This is a genomic window from Desulfonatronum thiodismutans (genome assembly GCF_000717475.1).
In the GTDB taxonomy this organism is placed as follows: Bacteria; Desulfobacterota; Desulfovibrionia; order Desulfovibrionales; family Desulfonatronaceae; genus Desulfonatronum; species Desulfonatronum thiodismutans.
The window spans coordinates 111,353-130,829 of record NZ_JPIK01000018.1 but is presented as its reverse complement, the minus strand read 5'-3'; the positions used below and the strand labels follow the sequence as shown (position 1 = coordinate 130,829).

The following is a 19,477-nucleotide window of genomic DNA, read 5'->3' as shown; positions in this document are numbered from 1 at the left end:
AAAACGGGGCGACGGATTAAACCGCCGCCCCTTGCTGTTTTTTGGCTTAGTGTAGGCTTTTAAGCGCTCTCATACAACCGGGTGAAAATGAACTCCCGATGTCCCAGGGCCTCGGCGGCGGTCAGGCGGCCGTTGGCCGTGCGCAGGGTCATGTCGATGAGTTTGTCGCCGGCCTGATCCAGGTTGATCTCCCGACGCACCAGACCGGACACGTCCACGTCGAAGTGCTCGCTCATGGTCCGCAAGGTCCGGGGGTTGGAGCAGAGTTTGATCACCGGGAGGATCGGGTTGCCGATGATGTTGCCCTGGCCCGTGGGGAAGTGATGGACCACGAAGCCGGCGGCGGCGCACAGGGTGACCATTTCCGCTGCCGCGGAGGAGGAGTCCATGAACCAGAGGCCGGGGCCGGTGGGCGTCTCGGCCTTGTCCAGGCAGCCGACAACAGGGGCCTTGGTGCCGATCTTCTGGATGTTGCCCAGGGCCTTTTCCTCGATGGTGGTCAGGCCGCCCTCGATGTTGCCCTTGGTGGGCTGGGAGTCGGACAGGTCGCTGGTTTTGTGATCGTCCACGACTTTGGCGTAGCGGTCGAAGAAGTACTGAAACTGCTTGCGCACCTCGTCGTTGACGCAGCGCTCCAACACCAAGTGCTCACCGCCGGTCAATTCCGTGGTCTCGCCGAAAAGCAGGGTTGCGCCCTTTTCGTAGAGCTTGTCGTAGGCATTGCCCACCGTGGGGTTGGTGGCGATGCCGGACGTGGTGTCGGACTCGCCGCACTTTGTGGAAATCCACAGCTCCTTCACGTCGCACTCGGTGCGCTGGATTTCGCTGGCCCACTGCACGTATTCCATGGCCTTGCGGGACGCGGCGCAGATGGTGTTGAAGTCCCCGTTCTGCTCGATGGCGAACCCGGTCACTGGCTTGCCGGTCTTGGCAATGCCTTCCACGACCCGGTTGGTCCACTGAGGCTCAATGCCGATGACCACCACGGCGGCCACGTTGGGGTTGGAGCCGGTGCCGATCAGGGTCCGGAAATGCAGCTCCAGGTCCTCGCCGAACTGCAAACGGCCGTAGGCGTGGGGCAGGGCCAGAGTGCCCTTGACGTTGTTGCCCACTGCCTCGCAGGCCGAGTTGGACAGGTCGTCCAGGGGCAGGATGATCACATGGTTGCGTACTCCCACCCGGCCGTTTTCACGACGATATCCGAGAAACTTGGTCTCCATGACTTACCACCTTTTGGTTTTGATGTTGTGAACGTGGGCATGTTCGCCTTGTTTGATGGGCGCGATCACTTTCCCGATGTCCGTGTTGTACTTGATGACCGTGTCGCCCACGGCGAAATCCTTGAGGGCCAGCTTGTGGCCGATGGGGATGTCATTGAGAACCTTTGTCTTGACGGTCTGGTCTTCCTTCATCACCCAGCCGGTAATCTCCTGACCAGCCTTCACTCCCTCCACCACAACGACGCCCACGCCGTCCGCGGCTTCGTGCACAAGATAATCGATAGCCATACTGGCCTCCTTCAAGTGGTTGATACATCATTCCCGCGAGTAGGGCGTTACGCCCCGCTCTCCTGCCGGCCATCCGGCTCCATCCTTTCCATAATGTTCCAACGCCTCACCCTCCGGTGAAGCCGCGTCGTCTCGCGACGCCCTTGGCCTTGCCCTGGGTCTGGTCCTGGGTCTGGCCCTGGGTCTGGCCAAGGAAATATCAACTGTCCCGGGTATGCAGGCTGACCGTGGAGAAACGCATCTCAACCAAGTCGGCCATCAGCAGATTGCCGCGCAACGCGGAGGGAATCCCGAGCAGGATATGAATCAGCTCCGTTGCTTGCAGGGAGGCGGCCAGGGCCACCGTGGAGCAGGGATTGCCCTGAAGCTGTTCCACCGAAGGCCCAGCGCCGTTGCTCATGAATTCGCCCAGCCCCGGTTCTCCGGGCCACGTGCTGCCCACCAGCACGTTCCAGCCGGACACCGCGGCGGAAACCAAGGGGATCTCGGCTTGAGCGGCCATGGTTTGCAGAGCGCGACGATGCAACGCCCCCCCCAGACAGTCGGCCACGGCCTGAGCCCCGTGCAGCCGGTCCAGAGTCACTTCCTCGGCCACGGCCAGAACCTCGACCAAGGGGTTGATCTCCCCGGCTCGGGCCTGGGCTGCCTGCGCCTTGGACCGGCCCATGGTCCGTGTTGTGGCCAAGAGTTGGCGATTGGCGTTGCTCGGTTCAAAAACGTCCGGGTCAATGGCCGTGATCCGGCCCACTCCGCTCCGAACCAGGGATTCCAGAACATGCCCGCCCAATCCGCCGCATCCGACCAAAACCACGTGCGCCCGGGCCAGGGTGGCCTGATCCGAAGGGCTCAGACACTGACCGTTGCGCTGGTAGCGCAAGGGCATTTCTCCGTGCTCCAGGGCCAGCAGCACTTCCTGGCGGATAGTCCGACCGGACGCACGGGCGCGTTCCAGAATGGCGCTGTCCGTGAGCTTGTTTTGCGTGTCGGATCGCGTCATGGCCTCTTACTCCTCCCCTGCCGTGGACCGATAAAAATAGGTGGTGTTGGCGTTGGGCACCACGGCAATGCGTGGAAATCGGCCTTCCGGATACGTTGCCAGCCACCCGTCCAACGCGGCTTGCGCCTCGCCCTTGGCCAGGTGGCACGCGGCCAACGTCTCGGCGTCCAGTTCCGAGTGCACCACTACGGTGAACCGGGTCAGGGTGCGGCTGAACAGAAACGCCTTGTGCGCGCCCATGCGAAATCCCTGTTCCGCGAACTCGCGCATCTGTTCCACCGGACACGAAAACCGCCGGACGTAGTCCTCGTAGTGCGGGTCGCCCACCCCTTGGCCGCAAGCGGCCAGGAGCAGAATCCTCCCGCCTTCTTCCGCGCACTGGGAGGCCATGTTCAGCCCTTTCTGAGCCTGATACAGACAGATATCCTTGGGGTCCCCGCCACAGGAGGCGATGACGATTTCAAAGGGCCGGTCCAGGGGCAGGCCGTAAACCTGTTCCGTAACAGCGGCTCCGGCCCGCAGCGCGGCCTCGGGCTCGCCCACGAACAGCCCCACGGCCTGTTTGGCTGGATTCAGGCAAACGTTCACGGCCAGATCGATCCCGATCATCCGCCCGGCCTCGTTCAGGTCCAGCCGGGTCGGATTGTCCGCGATGTTCCCGACCCGGGCCGCGGGATCGGCCATCAGGGAATGGTTGCGCTCGATCATGGCCTTGGACGCGCAGCCGATGGTGATGCCTTTGGAGCCGCCGGTCATGCCCTGGAACTGGTGCGGATCGACCATGCCCACCACGATCTTCAAGTCCGCCTCGCCGATGGCCGCGTTGACCTCCACCGGCGTTCTCCGTGAGGTCGTCCCGAAGGACGTCATGGGCGAGGTCAGGGCGTCGTGGGCCACCACGGCGCAGCCGTGCAGATCCTTCGGCAGAATGCGGCCCATCTGGGCCACGTCCGGGGCCGGATGCAGCCCGCCGCCCACCACCACGGACACGTTCTCCGGGCGCAGTTCCGGCCACGCTTGGAAAATCCGCTTGAGCAGCACCGGGAGCAGCTTTTTCAACGGCGCGGGCCTGGTCTCATCCGGAACGGCTATGGCCACACTCGAGGGCCTGGGCCGTTGCTCCAGGGGCAGGGCGTCCAGTGGGGCGTCCAGGGCTTGGTGCAGGGCCACGGCCGGATCGCTGATGACCGGCAGATCCCGAGGGGTCATCACCACCACTTCGGCTTGGTCCGGCAGCCGAAGCGTTCTGGTTCCTTTTCCGTACTTGAGCTGAATCTCCATGATCTCATCCGCCGCAAATGTAAGGGCAAAGCGAAACCGAGGCCTTGTCCGGAAGTCTGGTTTGCAATGTGGCCATATGACCGTTGACAAAGGCGAACATCACCTGATCCTCACGCAGTCCCAACTGATGAATCAGCTCCGCCAGGGTGCAGCCTTCCGGAATGGGATACGCTTCCGGATTCGCCGGCGCATGATCCGCCAGAATCGACTCCAGCCGCACCCTGACAGTTACCTTCGCCTCTTCGGCTCGTCCTGCTCCCTGTCCGTTATCGCCCATCATCTTCTCTGCCACCCTCTGACTTCACACCAGCCAATCCAAACTCAGCCTGTACAGCGTCCCCTTGCTGGGTACGCCGTTCTCGTCCCAGCCCATCATGGCGTAGTACAAATCCACGGCCTGCTGGAAGGAATCCGGGTCAATGGTCTGGCCCTTGAGCACGCCGTCGGGCAGCGGTTCAAACATCCGCCGGAAGAGCTTGTCGTCCTTGCTGGTCATGCCCTCGCGGACATTGAACATTCGGGCCAGGACTATGGAGCGCTCGGCCGCCAGCATCAGTTCATGCAGGCTGGTGCGCCAGCCGGTGATGGCCTCCACGGCCTCGCCCAGCTTGTCGTAGGTCATGGAAAACAGGGGGGCGACCACGAAATTGCATAGCCCCAGGGTGTTGTTCATGGCCCAGGTCTTTTCCCCGGCAATGAAGTAGCGGACCTTGTCCGGCCCGTTGTCCAAAGCCTGAGGGGCGACGAAGATGCCCAGCGGGTTGACCAGCTTCACGCCCTCGCCCTGAAAGGGCACTTCGTGGGGGGCTTCGATGTGGTCCGCGCCCGTGGGGGACAGGGCGAAGCCCAGGCCCACGCCGGTCTTGCCCCGGGGGTCGTGAAAAGCCGGTTCCTGGCCCTTGACGTGAAAGGCGTATTCCTCCGCGCCCTTGCCGATGTGCTGGGCCGCGCGCTTGACGCCTTCGGCCAGAATGTCGCCGATCCCGTCACGAGACGCGATCTTCTCCACCAGCTCCAGCATGCCGGGTCCGTCGCCAAAGGTGATGGCCCTACCGCCCAAGTTATCGGCGGTCAGAATGCCCTTTTCCGCCAGTTCCATGGCCATGGCCACCACAGCGCCCGTGCCCACGGTGTCCAGACCCAGGGCGTTGCAGCGCTCATGGCCCTTGCAGACCGCGTCCAGGTCGCCCACCCCGCACATGGAGCCCAGGGCGGCCAGGGTTTCGTATTCCGGTCCGCCGTAGCGCTTCTCCGAGGTGTTGTTCACCTTGCGCTTGCAGGCCACGGAGCATTTGTAACAGGTGTGCGTGCCGTCCTGGATCTTTTCGTAGCCGTCCCAGCCCAGTTTGGCCGCGTCCTCGAACTGGCAGTCCTTCCAGTTGCGGGTGGGCAGAATACCGGAGTTCTGCTGGGCCATCAGGTGCTGGACCGTGCCGAACTTACGCATGTTCACCGAAGGCATATGCTCGCCGATGCGGGCCCGGTGCCATTTGTTCAGCTCCTTGAGAGCCTCCGGGGCGGCCAGGGTCATGCTCGCCGTGTCCCCTCGCGCCACAACGGCCTTCAGGTTCTTGGAGCCCATTACCGCGCCCATGCCGCAGCGGCCGTTGGCATGGGCCAGCTCATTGATCACGCAGGCCAGACGGACCATCTTTTCCCCGGCAGGCCCGATGGAGGCGATGCGGACCTTCTTGTCGCCCAATTCCTCGCGAATGGCGTCCAGGGCCGGAGCGTTTTCCAGGCCCCAGATCCCACCGGCGTCCCGCAGCTCCACCTGGCCCTTGTTGATCCACAGATAGACCGGCCTGGGGGCCTTGCCGGTGAAGACCACGGCGTCGAATCCGGCATGCTTCAGCTCCGGCCCGAAATACCCCGCTGCCTCGGATTCCCCGAACCCGCCGGTCAAGGGGTTCATGGCCGCGACGGTGTAGCGGTTGAAGCCCGACAGGCCGGAACCGCAAAGCACGGAAGCTGCGAAGACCAGGACGTTGTCCGTCCCCAGGGGATCGGCTTTGGGCGGAATGAGCCTGAGCATGTACCAGGAGGCCAGGGCTCCGCCGCCCCAGTAAGTGCGGTACCAGGCCTCGTCATGCTCATCCACGGACCAGGTTTGATTGGTCAGGTCCACGACGAGAATTTTTCCATTGTAACCAAACGGCATGTACGGACTCCTTGAGTGTTGTTTTCGTTCCGGGTTCGTTGCTTGCTGTTATCTGGCGACGTACCCCAGGAAAATTTCGGGCAGGATGGTGGAGATTTTCGGGAAAAAGGAAATCAACAAGATGCAGGCGAACAGAGCCACCAGATACGGCAGCACCCCCACCGCGATCCGCTCCACCGAAACATTGGCTATTCGCGAGGCCACAAAGAGGTTCACCCCCAGCGGCGGCGTGGACAAGGCCACTTGGTTGGTCAGCACGAGGACCACTCCAAAGTGAATCGGATCAATGCCCAGCATGTGGATCATGGGCATGAGCACCGGCACGAGGATAATGATCGTGGACAGCGTTTCCATGAACATGCCCAGAATGACCAGCACGCCGACGATCATCATCAGAACCATGAACGGATCCTCGGAAACCCCCAGGACCAATGCGGCAAGACGCTGCGGCGCCTCTTCGAAGGTCAGAATGCGACCGAACAGGGTGGAGGTGCCCACGATGAGCAGCACCGCGCCGCAGATCAGGGAGCCTTCCAGCAGTGATTTGTAAACCGCGGAGAATGTCAGGGCGCGATTGATCACAAACCCGACGAACAGGGCCCAGGCAATGGCCAGGACCGAGGCTTCCACGGGAGTGGCCAGCCCGGTGTAGATGGAACCCAGGATGATTATCGGCGTGATCAGCGAGAAAAAGCTTTTTACGCAGGTGCGCAAGAAGGTGCCGAGATGAAATGGCGCGACCTCTTCGGACCGGCCAAACCCGTTTTTCCGGGCCACCAGCCACGCGGTCATGCACATGGAAAAGCCGACGATGAATCCGGGCAGAAACCCGGCGGTGAACATGGCCGTGACCGAGACGTTGCCCAGGATGGCGTAGATGATCATCGGGTTGCTGGGCGGGATCAGCAATCCGATGGTTCCGCCCGATGAGGCCACGGACGCGGCGTAATCCTTGCTGTAGCCGCTCCGGATCATCGCTGGAACCAGGATAGTGCCCACTGCGGCCACCGTACCCGGGCCGGACCCGGAAATGGCCGCGAAAAAGGTGCAGGCCAGAATGGTGGTCACGCCCAGGCCGCCGTGCATCCGGCCCACCAACTGCTTGACCACGTCCACGATCTGCTTGGTGATGTTGCCGTACTCCATCAGGGTTCCGGCGATCACGAAGCAGGGAATGGCCAGCAGAGGAAAAATATTCAGGCCGTCAAAAATGGAGTTGTGGATTACGGACATGGGCAGATACCCCCCGTAGATCAGGGCCACGGCTGAAGCCACGGCCAGGCTCATGAACACGGGCATGCCCAACAGGAACATGGCTCCCAGGGACAGGAGGACCATTGCCAAGACACTGATTTCCATGTCGTTTCCTCCTTGATCCTATTGAACCTGTTCCACCAGCGACAGGAGCGTCCCCCGCCGCCAATGCGTTATGTAGCCTTCAATGATCCGCCAACTCATCAAGGCGAAGCCGAAGGGAATGATCATTTCCACGTAGGCCCGGACAATGCCCAGGACCGGCGAGAGTTCCGGAAACAGCAAATTGCTCTGGATCACGTTCCAGCTCAACCAGGCGATATAAAGGTTGAAACAGACCCAGAGCAGATCCGTGAACATCCGAAACGCCAAGCGGACTTTCAGGGGCATGAGCAGGTACTGGGCCGTGATCCGAACGTGGGTTCCGTGCTTGGCCACCAGGGCCGCGCCCACGAACACCGTCCACAGAAAGGAATACCGGCTCAGCTCTTCGGTCCAGGCCATGCCGGACCCGGTGGCCCAGCGCACCCCGACCTGGATCATCAGACAGGCGACCATGGTCCCCACGCTCAGGGCGCAGAATACTTCCTCGAAATTGTCATAGACGTAACGTAGACTTTTCAAAAACATGGTCGCCTGCCTCCTTGTTCGACGATTTTGATTAGTCGGCCATGACCGCCAGGGCCTCGTTGATCACTTCCTCGCCGCCCACCTGCTCGTGGAATCTGGGCCACAGGCCGCGGGCTCGCTCCATCCAGACGTCCTCGTCTTCCAGCTCATGGAGTTCCATGCCGTTGTCCAGGCACGCCTGCAGAGCGAGTTGATCCTGCTCCGCGGCCCATTCCCACTCATATCGGGCGGCATCAGCGGCAGCCTTGGTGATCAGGTCTTTCACGGGCTGATCCAAACCCTGAAACCAGGCCTCGCTGACCAGCATCGGGCCGACCCAGAGCAGATAGTGCAGCTGGGTGATGTATTTCTGGACTTCCCAGAACTTCTGGTCCCGGTTCACGGCGTGAGGGTTTTCCTGGCCGTCGATGACTCCCTGCTGCAGGGCGTTGAAGGTTTCGGTCCAGGCCAGGGGATGCGGTTCCACGCCCCAGGAGCGGAAGCTCTCCATTTGGATTTCCACCGGGGGAGTCCGAATTTTCAAGCCCTGGAGATCCCCGATGGTGGTCACCGGGCGCACGGAATTGGTCAGGTGGCGATATCCGCCGATCAGCCAGGACAAGGGCCGGGTGCCGCTCTGCTGGGCGATCTTGTCGGCCATCTTGGCGTTGAAGGGCTCGTCGCTGAGCAGGGTGTAGGCCGTGTCGATGCCCGGGAACATGTAGGGCAGGTAGTAGATGTTGGCCTGAGGGGCGAAAGGGGTCAGATTGCCCACGGCCAGAACGGCCAGGTGGATTTCCTGGGTCCGCAGCTGGCGGACATTGGCCTGCTCGTCGCCCATGGAGCCGCCGTAAAAGGTCTGGACCTTGATCTTGCCGTCGGACTCGGCCTCCACGATCTCCTTGAATTTGTTGATGGCCGTCACGTGCAGGCTGCCGTCAGGGTTGGCCGTGGCCGCCCGGATGGTCATGCTGGGGTAGTCGGCCGCTGACGCCGGGAATGCGCCAAACAACAGGGCCAGGGACACGATGGTCAGAAGCACTCGTTTCATTCCGTCTCTCCTTCGGTTGGGGGGTTGCTATGCCTTTCCACCGGACCGGCACGCGCCGATCCGGGATTTCGCCATTGTCAGCACGAGACAGGCGGGGCAGGTCCCTACTTGCCGACGGCCTTGATCACCGCATTGCAGTCCTCTTTGCCGAATCCCTCGGCGCTGGCCTGCTTGTAGTACTCCAGGGCCGCTTCCATGGCTTTCAAATCCTGACCCCAGACTCGGGCCATTTCCAGGCCGAGACGAACGTCCTTCAGGGCCAGATCCAGGCCGAAGCGCGGCGCATAGTCGTCGTTGGCGATCCACGGGCCGCGAACATCCATCTGAAAGCTGCGCGCCCCGGTGTCCGTGAGCAGTTCCAGCAGCAGCTTGCGATCCAGCCCGGCCTTGTCCCCGACCCGGATGCCTTCGGCCAAGACGGCCAGATTGGTCATCCCGATCATGTTGGAAATCAGCTTCACGGCGCAGGCCGCGTCAACGGAGCCCACGTAGTTGGGAATGCCGATGATCTTGAAAATGTCGCCGAGTTTGTCCACCAAGGCCTTGTCTCCGCCGATAAACATGGGCTCCTCGGCCTTTTCAGCATGGGCAGGGGTCTTGCCCAGAGTGCACTGGAGGTAGCCCAGGCCGTGCTTCTCAGCCGCGGCCTTCAACTCGTTGGATGTGCCGGGATCTATGGTGGACAGCTCAATGTGCGTGGCCCCTTTTTTCATCTTGGCGTACAGGCCGCCGTCTCCGAGCATCACGCCCGTAACGTGTTGGGGCAGGGGCAGACTGGAGAAAACCACGTCGCAACCGCTCAAGTTCGAGATATCCGTGGCGGCCTTGCCGCTTGTCCCCGCGTCCAGGGTCCGTTGAATGGCCTCGGCGCTCAGGTCGTACACCAGAACGTCCTTCCCGGCGCGAATCAGGTTCCTGGCCAAGGGGCCTCCCATGAGGCCGGCACCGATGAATCCAATCTGCATGATACTCTCCTTTGTCGGATGAAATGGTTTATTTCCGTGATAAGCGCACTGGACTCCGGGCGTCCACGCCACATGCATTCACGAAACCATTACAGCAAAGACCATTCCAAGCTGAACCTTTTTGTAACATTTCAAGTAACATTATGATATAAAAAATAAAAATATTTGCATTCGCAACAATTTCGTCTTTTTTCGTGCCCACATATAGACGAGAAAGCCCATTTACGGGTATAATCGGGCACCCATCCAGAAAAATCCTCCACCATGCAGCAAAAAGAGGCAGCATGCAGAAAAGCAAAACCCAGCGTCTCGTCGTTTCCCACGTCTTGAGCAAGGAATTGGTCATGGAACTCGCCAGGGCCACCTCCCGATCGACCTTTTTCCAATCCCTTTCGCGCCTGCTCCAACAGCAGTTCAACTTCGACCGACTGTGCATCAATCTTTACGACCCCAACAGTGAAATGCTCAGCTATTTTTCCGCGGCCGAGGGGACGATGGTCAATTCCCTGTCTCCCGTGCGCAAGGCTGAGCAGAACACCGTGGCCGGGCACGTGATCGCCACGCGCAAGCCGGTGGTGATCACGGACATTGCCCAGCATTTCGCCGAATCCGTGCTCCATCCCATGGCCGAAGCCGGGCTGAGCACAACCATGGCTTTTCCCTTGATCCTCAACGACGAGATTGTCGGCACCCTGCACTGCTCGTTTGTGCGCAAGCCGGACAATCTTTACGGAATCATGGAGTTGTTTCTGGAACTCAGCCCGTATGTGGCCGTCTGCCTGGGAGCCCTGCTGGCTTTGGAACACCTGGAACAGGGAGGAACGCCAAGCCCCCTGCACTTGTCCTGTCCGCTTCCCGAAGCTAACGAGACCTTCATTTTCGAGAGTCCAAAGATGCGGCGCTTCATGGCCATGGTGAACAAGGTTGCCCAACTGGACATCCCGGTATTGTTACTGGGTGAAACCGGAACCGGGAAAACCCACCTGGCCCGGTACATCCATACAGTCGGCAAGCGCGCCAAGCAGAATTTCGTCCGGGTCAACTGCCCGGCCTTGTCCACGAGCCTGTTTGAAAGCGAGATTTTCGGGCATGCCAAGGGCGCGTTCACCGGAGCGTCCACCAAGCGGATCGGCAGGATCGAACTGGCCCACGACGGGACCCTGTTTTTGGATGAAATAGCGGAATTGAGCCAGGAGATGCAGAGCAAGCTTCTGCATGTTCTGGATGAGCAGTGTTTCGAACGGGTCGGTGAAAGTGCGTCCCTGTCCGTGGACGCCCGCCTGGTGACCGCGACCAACGTGGACGTCCAGCAGAGCATGACCCAGGGCAAATTGCGCCGCGACTTCTATTATCGGCTCTCAGCATGCACGCTGGAGCTTCCTCCATTGCGTGAACGCCCGGAGGACATCCCGGTGCTGGCCGGGTTCTTCATCAACCAGCTTTGCGCCCAGCACGGCCTGCCCAAGCCGGGCATGACCATGGAGATGAAGAATTGCCTGCTGGAGCACCACTGGCCGGGCAATATCCGCGAACTGCGCAACGTTCTGAGCAAGATCCTGCTCCGGAACTGTATTTCTGGGGAACTGACCACCGAGGATATCCGCGAGGTCCTGAACAAAGAGGGTGACGACATTCAAAAGCTGGAAAGCCTCCAACCCGCCACCAGGGAAGCCGCTTCGGGAAACGATTCGCCCCGGACGGCGCCGGAGCCCCCCAGCTCCGGGCCGGACAGTCCCGCACGACTGGAGGACCTGGAGCGCCGACATATCCTCGAAACCCTGCGCCAAACCCGCGGCGTAGTCTCCGGCCCCAAAGGCGCGGCGGCCCTGCTCGGCCTGCCCCGCTCCACGCTCCAGCACCGAATGCGCAAGTTGGGGATTGATTGGAGCAGAGGGAAACGGTAACGCGCTTGGAAAAGAAATCACTCAAAGGAGAACGTAACATGGAGACCAACACCGACCAACACGATACCGGCGGCCCCCAGGGCCATGTTCAACGGCTGTGCGAATTCGCCCTGGAGCGCGAGGACATCAAATGGCTGGTGCAGGGGCTGCCCAAAGACGGAGCCGTGGACCCGAACACGGCGGAATATGAACTGCAACTGCTCAAGATCGTGAGCATCGGTTGGGGCATCTCCTATTTTTTACAGGAGGACCCGCTCAAGGACGAGATTTTGGAGCCGTACTGGCGGGCAGTCCGGGAATTCGCCGAAAACCTGTCCCAGACCACGTCCCTGCTCATCGGCAAGGACATCGAGTATTTCGAGGCGATCAAGGCCCGGCTGAACACCTATGTCCAGGCCATGACCGCACTGACCGGCGACGCCGATCCGACCCAGGCCATCGGTCCGGCCTTCGCGCGGTGCTGCGGCCGCGAGGACGATCCCTTCGCCGTGCTGGCCGGCGCCAAGCTCTTCGCCAACACCATGGCCCACACCCGGACCTACCTGGCCAAGGCGGTCAGTGAAGATGAGCGGACCGGTGACGGCGGAGTGCAGTAGGCTTCGCTAACGCGTGAACTGAAGAATGCGTGGGGGCAGCTCCGACTCCGCGGGCTGTTCAAAAACCACGATGGCAAGGCGCAAAAAAAGTTCAAAACCGAAGCGTATTTGTCATACGTGAGGGTTTGAACTTTTTGCCGCAACGCAGCCAGCGGAAATTTTTCAACAGCCCGCTAGGACCGGAGCCGCCGCTTGTCCCCTACCCGCACGGTCATCTTTTCCTTGTCCAGATACTCCAACAGCGGGATGGCGAATTTGCGGGACAGGCCGGTGACGGTTCGAAAATCCGAGGGTTCCATTTCCGGGTTGTCCCGGAAAAAGCCCCTGACCATCTCCCTGATCCGCTCCAGGGCCTGTGAGGTAAAAAACATCTCCTCCTTGACCTTGACCAGCTCGCCCTGTTCCTGAAGCAGGCGGAAGACCGGAGCTGCCTCCTTCATCTCCAGGTTCAGGGGACCCAGGACGTCCTTGACGTTGGGCGGGGTCAGGCCGCCCTGGTCGTAGGCTTGGAGGATCGTCTCGCGCAGTTTGGCCTGGTCCGAGGCCAGGGAAACCTTGTGCTCGGGGAGGCGGAACAGGTCGCCGTCCGCGGCCAGGGTGCCCTGCTTCAATGTCCGCTCCAGGACGAAATGAAACAGCTTGGGATGCAGTTTCCGCCCCCAGCCCGAGGCCAGTGCCCCGCGGGAAACGCCCTGCTTCATGGGTTCCTTGCGGTGAAACTCCCCGACGTGCTCCACGATGCCCGCGCAGAGTTCCTGGGTCAGCCGACCATGGACATACGTCCGGTCTTCCCGTTCGAACAGAAAGGCCTCCTGCCTGCCGCCCAAGAGTTGGAGCTGCTTCTCCAATTCCTTGGTTTCCAAGCAGGTCAAGGCCCGCAACTGTCCGAAGGTCAATCCGGACAATCCAGCCAGTTCGAGCTGAAGCAGGATGCGCTGATCTCCCTGGGCCCCGGCCAGTTCTCCCAGCCGACCAACGGTCGCCGAATGGCGCTTGACCTTGCGGCCCAGAGGATTGACCAGCTTGCCGCCGGCCACGGTGCGCAGCGGCGAGAACGAACGCAGCACGCAGCGGTCTCCGTACATCCCGACCATGGGCTCATCGAATCGGACCTGGGTCATGGCCGTCTGGCCCGGTTCCAATTTGTCCCGGTCCAGAAAATAGACCCTGGCCAGAATTTCCCGGGTGCCGTGGTGAAAGTGAATCTGAGTGCGGTGTTTCAGAGCCTTGGGCGTGGAAGGCAGGCAGGTCAGCTCCAGGTCCCAGGTGGTGCTGGGAAACAGGGTGCCGGGATGCGTCAGGACCATGCCTCGCTCCAGGTCTTCCACCTCCAGGCCGTGCAGGTTCACCGCCGTACGCTGCCCCACCTCGGCCCGCTCCTGAGAGTCGCCGTGGACCTGCAAGCCCCGGGTCTTGCTTTTCAGGCCCTTGGGCGCGATTTCCAGATCGTCGCCCACCTTGAGCGCCCCGGAAATCAGGGTTCCCGTGGCCACGGTGCCGTGCCCGCGCATGGTGAAGATCCGGTCCACGGGCAGCCGGAACACATCCGAGCGGGGCTCCCGGTGAAACTCTCCGGCCAGTCCGCCGATTTCCAGCCGCAATTCGTCAAGCCCGATCCCCTTGTGCGCGGAAACCGGCATCATCGGGGATTCGGCCAGAAACGTAGGCTCCAAAAAAGCGCGCACGTCCTCCTGGACCAGCTCCAGCCACTCCTCCTCCACCATGTCCACCTTGGTCAGGGCCACCAGCCCGCGCCGGATGCCCAGCAGCGTACAGATTTCCAGGTGTTCACGGGTCTGAGGCATTACGCCCTCGTCCGCGGCGATCACCAACAACACGAAGTCGATCCCCGCGGCCCCAGCCACCATGTTCTTCACGAACCGTTCGTGTCCGGGCACGTCCACCACGCCCAGCCGGACGTCGCCGGGCAGATCCAGAAACGCGAAGCCCAGTTCGATGGTAATGCCGCGCTTTTTCTCCTCTTGTAGTCGGTCGCAGTCGATACCGGTCAGGGCCTTGACCAGACTGGTCTTGCCGTGATCGATGTGGCCCGCGGTGCCCATGATGATCGCCATGCGGATTATTCCTCCGTAAAAAATTCGGCTGGGTGTAACTGCTTAAAAAGGCGGGGCATTACCTGAAAGCCCCGTTGCCTGTGGATTCCCGCCTGCGCGGGAATGACTTGAAATGGCTCGTTCTTTCAAGCTCGTCATGCCCGCGAAGGCGGGAATCCAGGTCATGCTTGCCACTATTTTTTGAGCAGTTACGGCTGATTGACGCATCACGCCGCTACTCCGGCAACGTGATCAGTTCCGGGTGCATGGCGTCATCCTCGATGCGGATATAGGCCATGGAAATCGGCAGGGAGAACCGTTTCGGCCCAATGCTGCCCGGATTGAGATACAGCACGCCGTCCTTGTAGGCGATGTCCGGGGTGTGGGTATGGCCGTGGATCACGGCGTCCACGCCCGCGGCCTTGGGGTCCAGGTCCAGTTCGTACAGGTCGTGAAGCACGTAAAAGCGTTTCCCGGCGAATTCCACGGCCTCGGTTTTGGGCATCGGTTCTCCTGCAACGGGCCGATCCATGTTGCCCCGGACGAAGATGGTGCGCCGGACAGTCTGCAAGGCGTCGAGAATCTCCCGGCCGCAGACGTCCCCGGCATGAAGAATCAGCTCGCAGCCTTGCAGCGCGGCCAAGGCGCTGGGCCGCAACAGGCCGTGGGTATCCGAGATCACGCCGACGAGTCGACTCATCCTCAAGCTCCTTGTGAGTTCCTTTTCATTTCCTCGGAACGACTTCGATTTCAAACAACACCGGCCACAGCTTGCCGGTCACGAATATCCTCTGCTTCTCCGGGTCGTAGGCGATTCCGTTGGGCACGGCTTCCGAAGATCTTCGCCGCGGCCCGAAAATCCCGCTCAGATCGACCCGGGCCATCACGTGCCCGTCGCCTGGATCGATACGGACCATCTCGTCCGTGGGAAAAATCTTGGCCCAGATCTCGCCCTCGATGTATTCCAGCTCGTTCAGTCCGCGCAGGGGCCGACCCTGGTCATGAACCGCGATCCGTCCGGTTTCCTGGAAGGTGTACGGATCAAGACGACGCAAGACATGGGAGCCGTCACTGAGGATCAGCCCCTGTTCGTCCTGGGTCAGCCCCCAGCCCTCGCCAGGGTAGGAGAAGGTCTCCAACTGGTCGAAAGTGTCCAGATCGTAGACAAAGCCGGTGCCGGACTTCCAGGTGACCTGAATCAGCCGATAGCCCCAAAGGGCCAAGCCCTCGCCGAAATATTGGGGCGGCAGGTTCCGCTTGCGCAGCACGCGCCCGGTGGTCAACTCGACCTTGCGCAGCGAGGATGAGCCCCAGCCTCCGGTGCTTTCGTAGAGATACCCGTCATGGAACAGCAGTCCCTGGGTGAAGGCCGCGGGATCGTGGGGAAAGGTGTTGATCACCCGAAAGGTCTTTTGGCGCGGGATGGGAAATTCAGGCTGGGCCAGCAGTCGGGAGGGAAACAGCTTCAAAGCCCCCATGCCCGTCAGCGTGGCAATGCCGGCGGCCAGGGCTAAAAACCGTCGTCTCTGCATGGCGTGTTAGTGGTCGTGTAGGGTTAAAATCGGTGGAAAAAGAAAAGGTTATAGCCAAAATGCACCAGGACGCAGGGCAGGATGCGCCCGTGCCTGTCCCAAATCCATCCAAAAATCAGGGAGGGGAAAAACACAGCCGCGGCCCAAAGTGGTGGCTGGGCAAGCAGGTGCGCCGCGGCGAAACAGGCCGACGCGACAAGGTTGGCCAGGGTCAGCGGCCCCCAGCTCCGTAAAAACGTCGCGCGCCCGCGCAGCCACTCCTGCAGCAGTCCCCGGAACACCACTTCCTCGGCCAGAGCCAGCAGCCCCATTCTCCACAGGGCTACGGAAACCACGGGGGCAGGCAAAAGCCAGGCCGTGGGGGCCAGAGCCAGGGCGGCGTAGAGCCACGGGTCCCGAAACCACGCTTTCCGTTCTACAGCTTGCACGGGTAGCCGCAAACCCACAGGCTCGCGCCGCATAATTCACGGGACAGTCGCAAGCTGACAGAACCGAACTGCCTATCGGCCATCATTCCCCTACCGGTTCCGGCCCGCCCCACGGCCACGGCGGCGTAGCGACCCCGCTCGGCTTCCCGGAGAATGCCCTGAGCATGATCCGCTTCCACGAGAATTTTGGTGGATATTCGGGATTCAGCAACGGCGTTGACCCGCAGCATGCGCACGGCATTGTCCAAAATCAACGCTTCGTCCCGGTGGTCCCGTCGATTCGGATCGGCCAGGTAGGCCACGCAAATGGAGTGACGCTGCTCAGGGGCGCACATCATGCCCACGTGATCCGCGGCGCACAGGCCGGGTTTGGAGCCGTCCACGCAGAGCAGGACGCCGGATCTGGTCAGATCCGGCTCCCGACAGATCCAGAAAGGAAAATCCAGGCTCTGGTCGAAAACGTTTTCTTTGAACGCGGTATTCAGATGTTCTTCCAGGCGGCGAATCCCCCGGCAGCCGAGAACCACCGCGTCGTAGCGGTGGTGATCCGCCAACTTGGCGATGTCGGAAATGCGAAGAAACGGCTTGCCAGACTCCTCCGGCCGCGCTTTTGTGATCGAGAAGCCCTTTTCCTCGAGCATGGCCACGGCCCAATGCAGGGCGTCGGGCGAGGAAAGCCGGTCCGGATCGTCCCCGGCCAGGTCGGTTTGGGGCGTCAGAGCCAGGTCGATCAGCAAATCCTCGGCGGGTTGAAAGAAATTGCTCACGAAACGAGCCCCGTGGAGCAGGGCCGGATCCTCGCTGACGCAGATCAGCAATTTGCGAAGGGACAGGTTGGGATCGGGCATGGTTTCCAGAAGAACCTCCGTGGTGGGCACGACGGCAACCCCGTAAACGCCGGTCAGGCCGGTCTCGCGGAAGAAAACCACTTCAGCCAAATCGTGCGGGAACGCGGACCGTCGAATTCCGCCAGAAAGACGCCCTGCCAGAGGCCCAGCAGCAATCGCCCCTCCTCGACCAGAACACGCAGGTCCGAGCCCAGCAGCGAGGTCTTGACGTGGGCGTCGCTGTTGCCTTCGGCGTGCTGGTAGTCGCCTTGATGCGGGACCAGACGCCGCAAGGTCGCTAAAATATCCCGAGGCACGGTGGGATCGGCGTTCTCGTTGATGGTCAATCCGGCGGTGGTATGCGGACAAAACAGCACGAGCATGCCGTCCTGAAATTCGTGATTGCGGACAATGTCCTGCACCTGGGCCGTGACGTCCACCATGACTTCGCGTTGTGGGGTCCGGATGGTCAATTCCTGCATGCACTTCCTCCGTTGTCACTCAGGGAATCCTTAGTCGCCGGAAAGATCATTCCGGTGTGGTCGGAGTCCGAAAAAACAGGCCCAAGACTGACAGAAAACCGGGGAACAAACAAGAGAGATGAAGCGTTGGGGCAGAGGGAAAAAAGGGGAAGAAGAGCGGCGCGAAACGGCGTTTCGCGCCCGAGGAAATTATTATTCTGGAAAACGGGGAGTCACATACGCGGAATTTCCGCTGACCCGCGCCAACAGGGCCAGAACGCCGAACAGCAAGGCCGCTGCCAGATGGGACCAGCCGATGAGCATCACGGCTTCCGGAGAAAAGGACCATTCGGGCAGGTTCTTGAGCACTCGGAAAAAGCCAGACCCGATCAGGGCCGCGACGGCCGCGACACGCAGCCGTCCCCAGAGAGTAATCCGGCATGTCCGGGAAAGGACCCGGAGGTGGATTACGGCCCAATAGGCGACCAGGGCCAGGAATACAGCGGCCGCGACGTAGTGCAAGACGTGCTGGACAAAAAAATCCGCGGTCCAGGCCAAGCCGGGAATATCCGCGATGTAGTACCGTTTAAACAGGGGCATCTGGCCCAGTCCGGAAATGGCCAGTACGAACACGCTGACCGCGAAAAGCCGCGTCTGCCAAGCGGGGATGAGAGATTTCGGGCTATTCATGGCCGGACTCCTTTTGGGCCATGGCCCGCGCACCGGTCAGCAGCCCGGCGGCGATGCCCGCCAGAGGCGCCGCGACCAGTGCCCAGGTCAGGTTTTCCGCCTTGGCCATCACGTCCTGAACCGGCTTCAGGTGGGGTCGGCCCGGACCGGTCTGGAGCGTGGCATTCAGCACGTCAAAGGGGACCGGGGAAACATAGAAGGTGTTCGCCCCGCCGTTCTCTTCGGCCCCGTACACGTACCCATCCATGTCCGCGGCCAGCTTGCGGGCCAACTCCAGCATTTCGGACCGCGGCCCGATATGTTGGATATGCATTGGGCAAACTTCGATGCACGCCGGTTCATGTCCTTGGGCCACCCGCTGGTAGCAGCGGTCGCATTTGTACATCACCCCGTTCCCGGCGATTCTGGGCATCAGATCCAGGTACAGCCCCACGCCGGTCTGACGCTGCGGGATCTCCCAGGGACAGACGTCGCGGCATTTGCCCCCGCCCAGGCAGATCTTTTCGTTGATGCGCACTATGCCGTCGGCTTGGCGCAGGGCCGCGCCCCAGGGACAGAGATTGGCGCAGGGCGGGTTTTGGCAGTGCAGGCAGCGCCTGGGGATGTGCAGCTCGAAAGGCTTGCCGTTCCACTCCCCAGCCGCGGTTTGAATATACAACCAGTTAAACGGGGTCAGCCGGTCGTCCGTGAACCGTCGCTCCGTCCAGTCCTCGGCCTGCACCCGCTTGGGGAACATCTCCGGAAACGGCTTCTCCGGCTTTGGATGCTTGTGCCCGTTGATCTCCCGGCAGGCCTCCACGCAGGCCCCGCAGCCGATGCACTGGCTGATGTCCAAAACCGTGGCCAACTCTTCCGGGCGACCGGCTGCCCCGACGGAGCCGGCGTTCATGGGCAAAACCGCCGCCGCGCCGACCACTCCCGCGGTTTTCAGAAAAGTTCGCCTGGAAAGGGTACTGGGGCGCGCCACCGCGCCATCTTTGACATCGTGCATGAGACCTCCCGGTCGCTATTTTTTCACGGAGTCGGACCTTGTTTGTCTCACTGTTAAAGCATGAAGCATGCCATACGATTGTCATCCATCATCCCATTAAAATGATGAGAATAAATACACGGCCTGTCCTGTTGAAAAAACAACCTTTCCCGACTTGTTTACACATGA

Annotated in this window: 20 protein-coding genes; 2 read left to right on the top strand and 18 right to left on the bottom strand. The window is 61.3% G+C overall.

All coding sequences use genetic code 11. The features are described 5' to 3' along the window. Nucleotides 1-59: 59 nt before the first annotated feature. The 10 genes from GY33_RS0113670 to GY33_RS0113625 form a co-directional block, all read right to left on the bottom strand. A complete protein-coding gene (locus GY33_RS0113670; RefSeq protein WP_031387874.1) occupies nt 60-1,220 on the bottom strand; it encodes a UxaA family hydrolase in 1,161 nt (386 codons plus the stop codon). Nucleotides 1,221-1,223: 3 nt separating this feature from the next. Next, nucleotides 1,224-1,508, bottom strand: coding sequence for a UxaA family hydrolase (locus GY33_RS0113665; RefSeq protein WP_031387873.1), 285 nt, complete (start codon nt 1,506-1,508; stop codon nt 1,224-1,226). 199 nt (nt 1,509-1,707) lie between these two features. Then, nucleotides 1,708-2,505 (bottom strand): HesA/MoeB/ThiF family protein, encoded by a 798-nt coding sequence (locus tag GY33_RS0113660; protein WP_031387872.1) that lies wholly within the window; start codon nt 2,503-2,505, stop codon nt 1,708-1,710. 6 nt (nt 2,506-2,511) lie between these two features. Further along, nucleotides 2,512-3,786 carry a nickel-dependent lactate racemase family protein gene (locus GY33_RS0113655; protein WP_031387871.1) on the bottom strand — a complete coding sequence of 425 codons (1,275 nt, stop codon included), beginning with the start codon at nt 3,784-3,786 and terminating at the stop codon, nt 2,512-2,514. Nucleotides 3,787-3,790: 4 nt separating this feature from the next. Beyond that, complete coding sequence (locus GY33_RS0113650; RefSeq protein WP_235185528.1) at nt 3,791-4,078, bottom strand: MoaD/ThiS family protein; 288 nt, start codon at nt 4,076-4,078, stop codon at nt 3,791-3,793. Between the two features lie 9 nt (nt 4,079-4,087). Further along, complete coding sequence (locus GY33_RS0113645; RefSeq protein WP_031387869.1) at nt 4,088-5,947, bottom strand: aldehyde ferredoxin oxidoreductase family protein; 1,860 nt, start codon at nt 5,945-5,947, stop codon at nt 4,088-4,090. Nucleotides 5,948-5,995: 48 nt separating this feature from the next. Then, a complete protein-coding gene (locus GY33_RS0113640; RefSeq protein WP_031387868.1) occupies nt 5,996-7,306 on the bottom strand; it encodes a TRAP transporter large permease in 1,311 nt (436 codons plus the stop codon). An 18-nt stretch (nt 7,307-7,324) separates the two neighbouring features. Continuing rightward, on the bottom strand, nt 7,325-7,831 hold the full coding sequence (locus tag GY33_RS0113635; protein WP_031387867.1) for a TRAP transporter small permease: 507 nt from the start codon (nt 7,829-7,831) through the stop codon (nt 7,325-7,327). Nucleotides 7,832-7,862: 31 nt separating this feature from the next. After that, nucleotides 7,863-8,861 carry a TRAP transporter substrate-binding protein gene (locus GY33_RS0113630; protein ID WP_031387866.1) on the bottom strand — a complete coding sequence of 333 codons (999 nt, stop codon included), beginning with the start codon at nt 8,859-8,861 and terminating at the stop codon, nt 7,863-7,865. 104 nt (nt 8,862-8,965) lie between these two features. Next, nucleotides 8,966-9,826 carry an NAD(P)-dependent oxidoreductase gene (locus GY33_RS0113625; protein ID WP_031387865.1) on the bottom strand — a complete coding sequence of 287 codons (861 nt, stop codon included), beginning with the start codon at nt 9,824-9,826 and terminating at the stop codon, nt 8,966-8,968. A 284-nt stretch (nt 9,827-10,110) separates the two neighbouring features. Between GY33_RS0113625 and GY33_RS0113620 the strand changes: the two genes are divergently transcribed. Together GY33_RS0113620 and GY33_RS0113615 are read left to right on the top strand one after the other, a co-directional pair. Next, nucleotides 10,111-11,730: a sigma-54-dependent Fis family transcriptional regulator gene (locus tag GY33_RS0113620; RefSeq protein ID WP_031387864.1), complete on the top strand. Its 1,620-nt coding sequence runs from the start codon at nt 10,111-10,113 to the stop codon at nt 11,728-11,730. Nucleotides 11,731-11,768: 38 nt separating this feature from the next. Next, nucleotides 11,769-12,326 carry a hypothetical protein gene (locus GY33_RS0113615; protein ID WP_051822642.1) on the top strand — a complete coding sequence of 186 codons (558 nt, stop codon included), beginning with the start codon at nt 11,769-11,771 and terminating at the stop codon, nt 12,324-12,326. Between the two features lie 173 nt (nt 12,327-12,499). On the opposite strand, the gene selB is transcribed toward GY33_RS0113615, so the two are convergent. The 8 genes from selB to GY33_RS0113575 all read right to left on the bottom strand — a co-directional run bounded on the left by selB (nt 12,500) and on the right by GY33_RS0113575 (nt 19,309). Beyond that, complete coding sequence (selB, locus tag GY33_RS0113610) at nt 12,500-14,401, bottom strand: selenocysteine-specific translation elongation factor (RefSeq protein ID WP_031387862.1); 1,902 nt, start codon at nt 14,399-14,401, stop codon at nt 12,500-12,502. Between the two features lie 214 nt (nt 14,402-14,615). Next, entirely contained in the window at nt 14,616-15,080 is a 465-nt protein-coding gene (locus GY33_RS0113605) for a metallophosphoesterase family protein (protein ID WP_031387861.1), read from the bottom strand. Between the two features lie 25 nt (nt 15,081-15,105). Next, nucleotides 15,106-15,912 (bottom strand): glutaminyl-peptide cyclotransferase, encoded by an 807-nt coding sequence (locus GY33_RS0113600; protein WP_152555199.1) that lies wholly within the window; start codon nt 15,910-15,912, stop codon nt 15,106-15,108. Nucleotides 15,913-15,935: 23 nt separating this feature from the next. Beyond that, entirely contained in the window at nt 15,936-16,340 is a 405-nt protein-coding gene (gene mrtJ / locus GY33_RS0113595; RefSeq protein ID WP_035272211.1) for a JDVT-CTERM system glutamic-type intramembrane protease MrtJ, read from the bottom strand. Then, complete coding sequence (locus tag GY33_RS19940; RefSeq protein ID WP_051822640.1) at nt 16,328-17,269, bottom strand: universal stress protein; 942 nt, start codon at nt 17,267-17,269, stop codon at nt 16,328-16,330. The genes mrtJ and GY33_RS19940 overlap by 13 nt, the downstream gene beginning before the upstream one ends. Then, nucleotides 17,242-17,649 (bottom strand): secondary thiamine-phosphate synthase enzyme YjbQ, encoded by a 408-nt coding sequence (locus GY33_RS0113585; protein ID WP_031387857.1) that lies wholly within the window; start codon nt 17,647-17,649, stop codon nt 17,242-17,244. Before GY33_RS0113585 ends, GY33_RS19940 begins: the two co-directional genes overlap by 28 nt. A gap of 192 nt (nt 17,650-17,841) precedes the next feature. Beyond that, complete coding sequence (locus GY33_RS21085; protein ID WP_031387856.1) at nt 17,842-18,318, bottom strand: hypothetical protein; 477 nt, start codon at nt 18,316-18,318, stop codon at nt 17,842-17,844. Continuing rightward, nucleotides 18,311-19,309 carry a 4Fe-4S dicluster domain-containing protein gene (locus GY33_RS0113575; protein WP_031387855.1) on the bottom strand — a complete coding sequence of 333 codons (999 nt, stop codon included), beginning with the start codon at nt 19,307-19,309 and terminating at the stop codon, nt 18,311-18,313. The genes GY33_RS21085 and GY33_RS0113575 overlap by 8 nt, the downstream gene beginning before the upstream one ends. Nucleotides 19,310-19,477 lie beyond the last annotated feature (168 nt).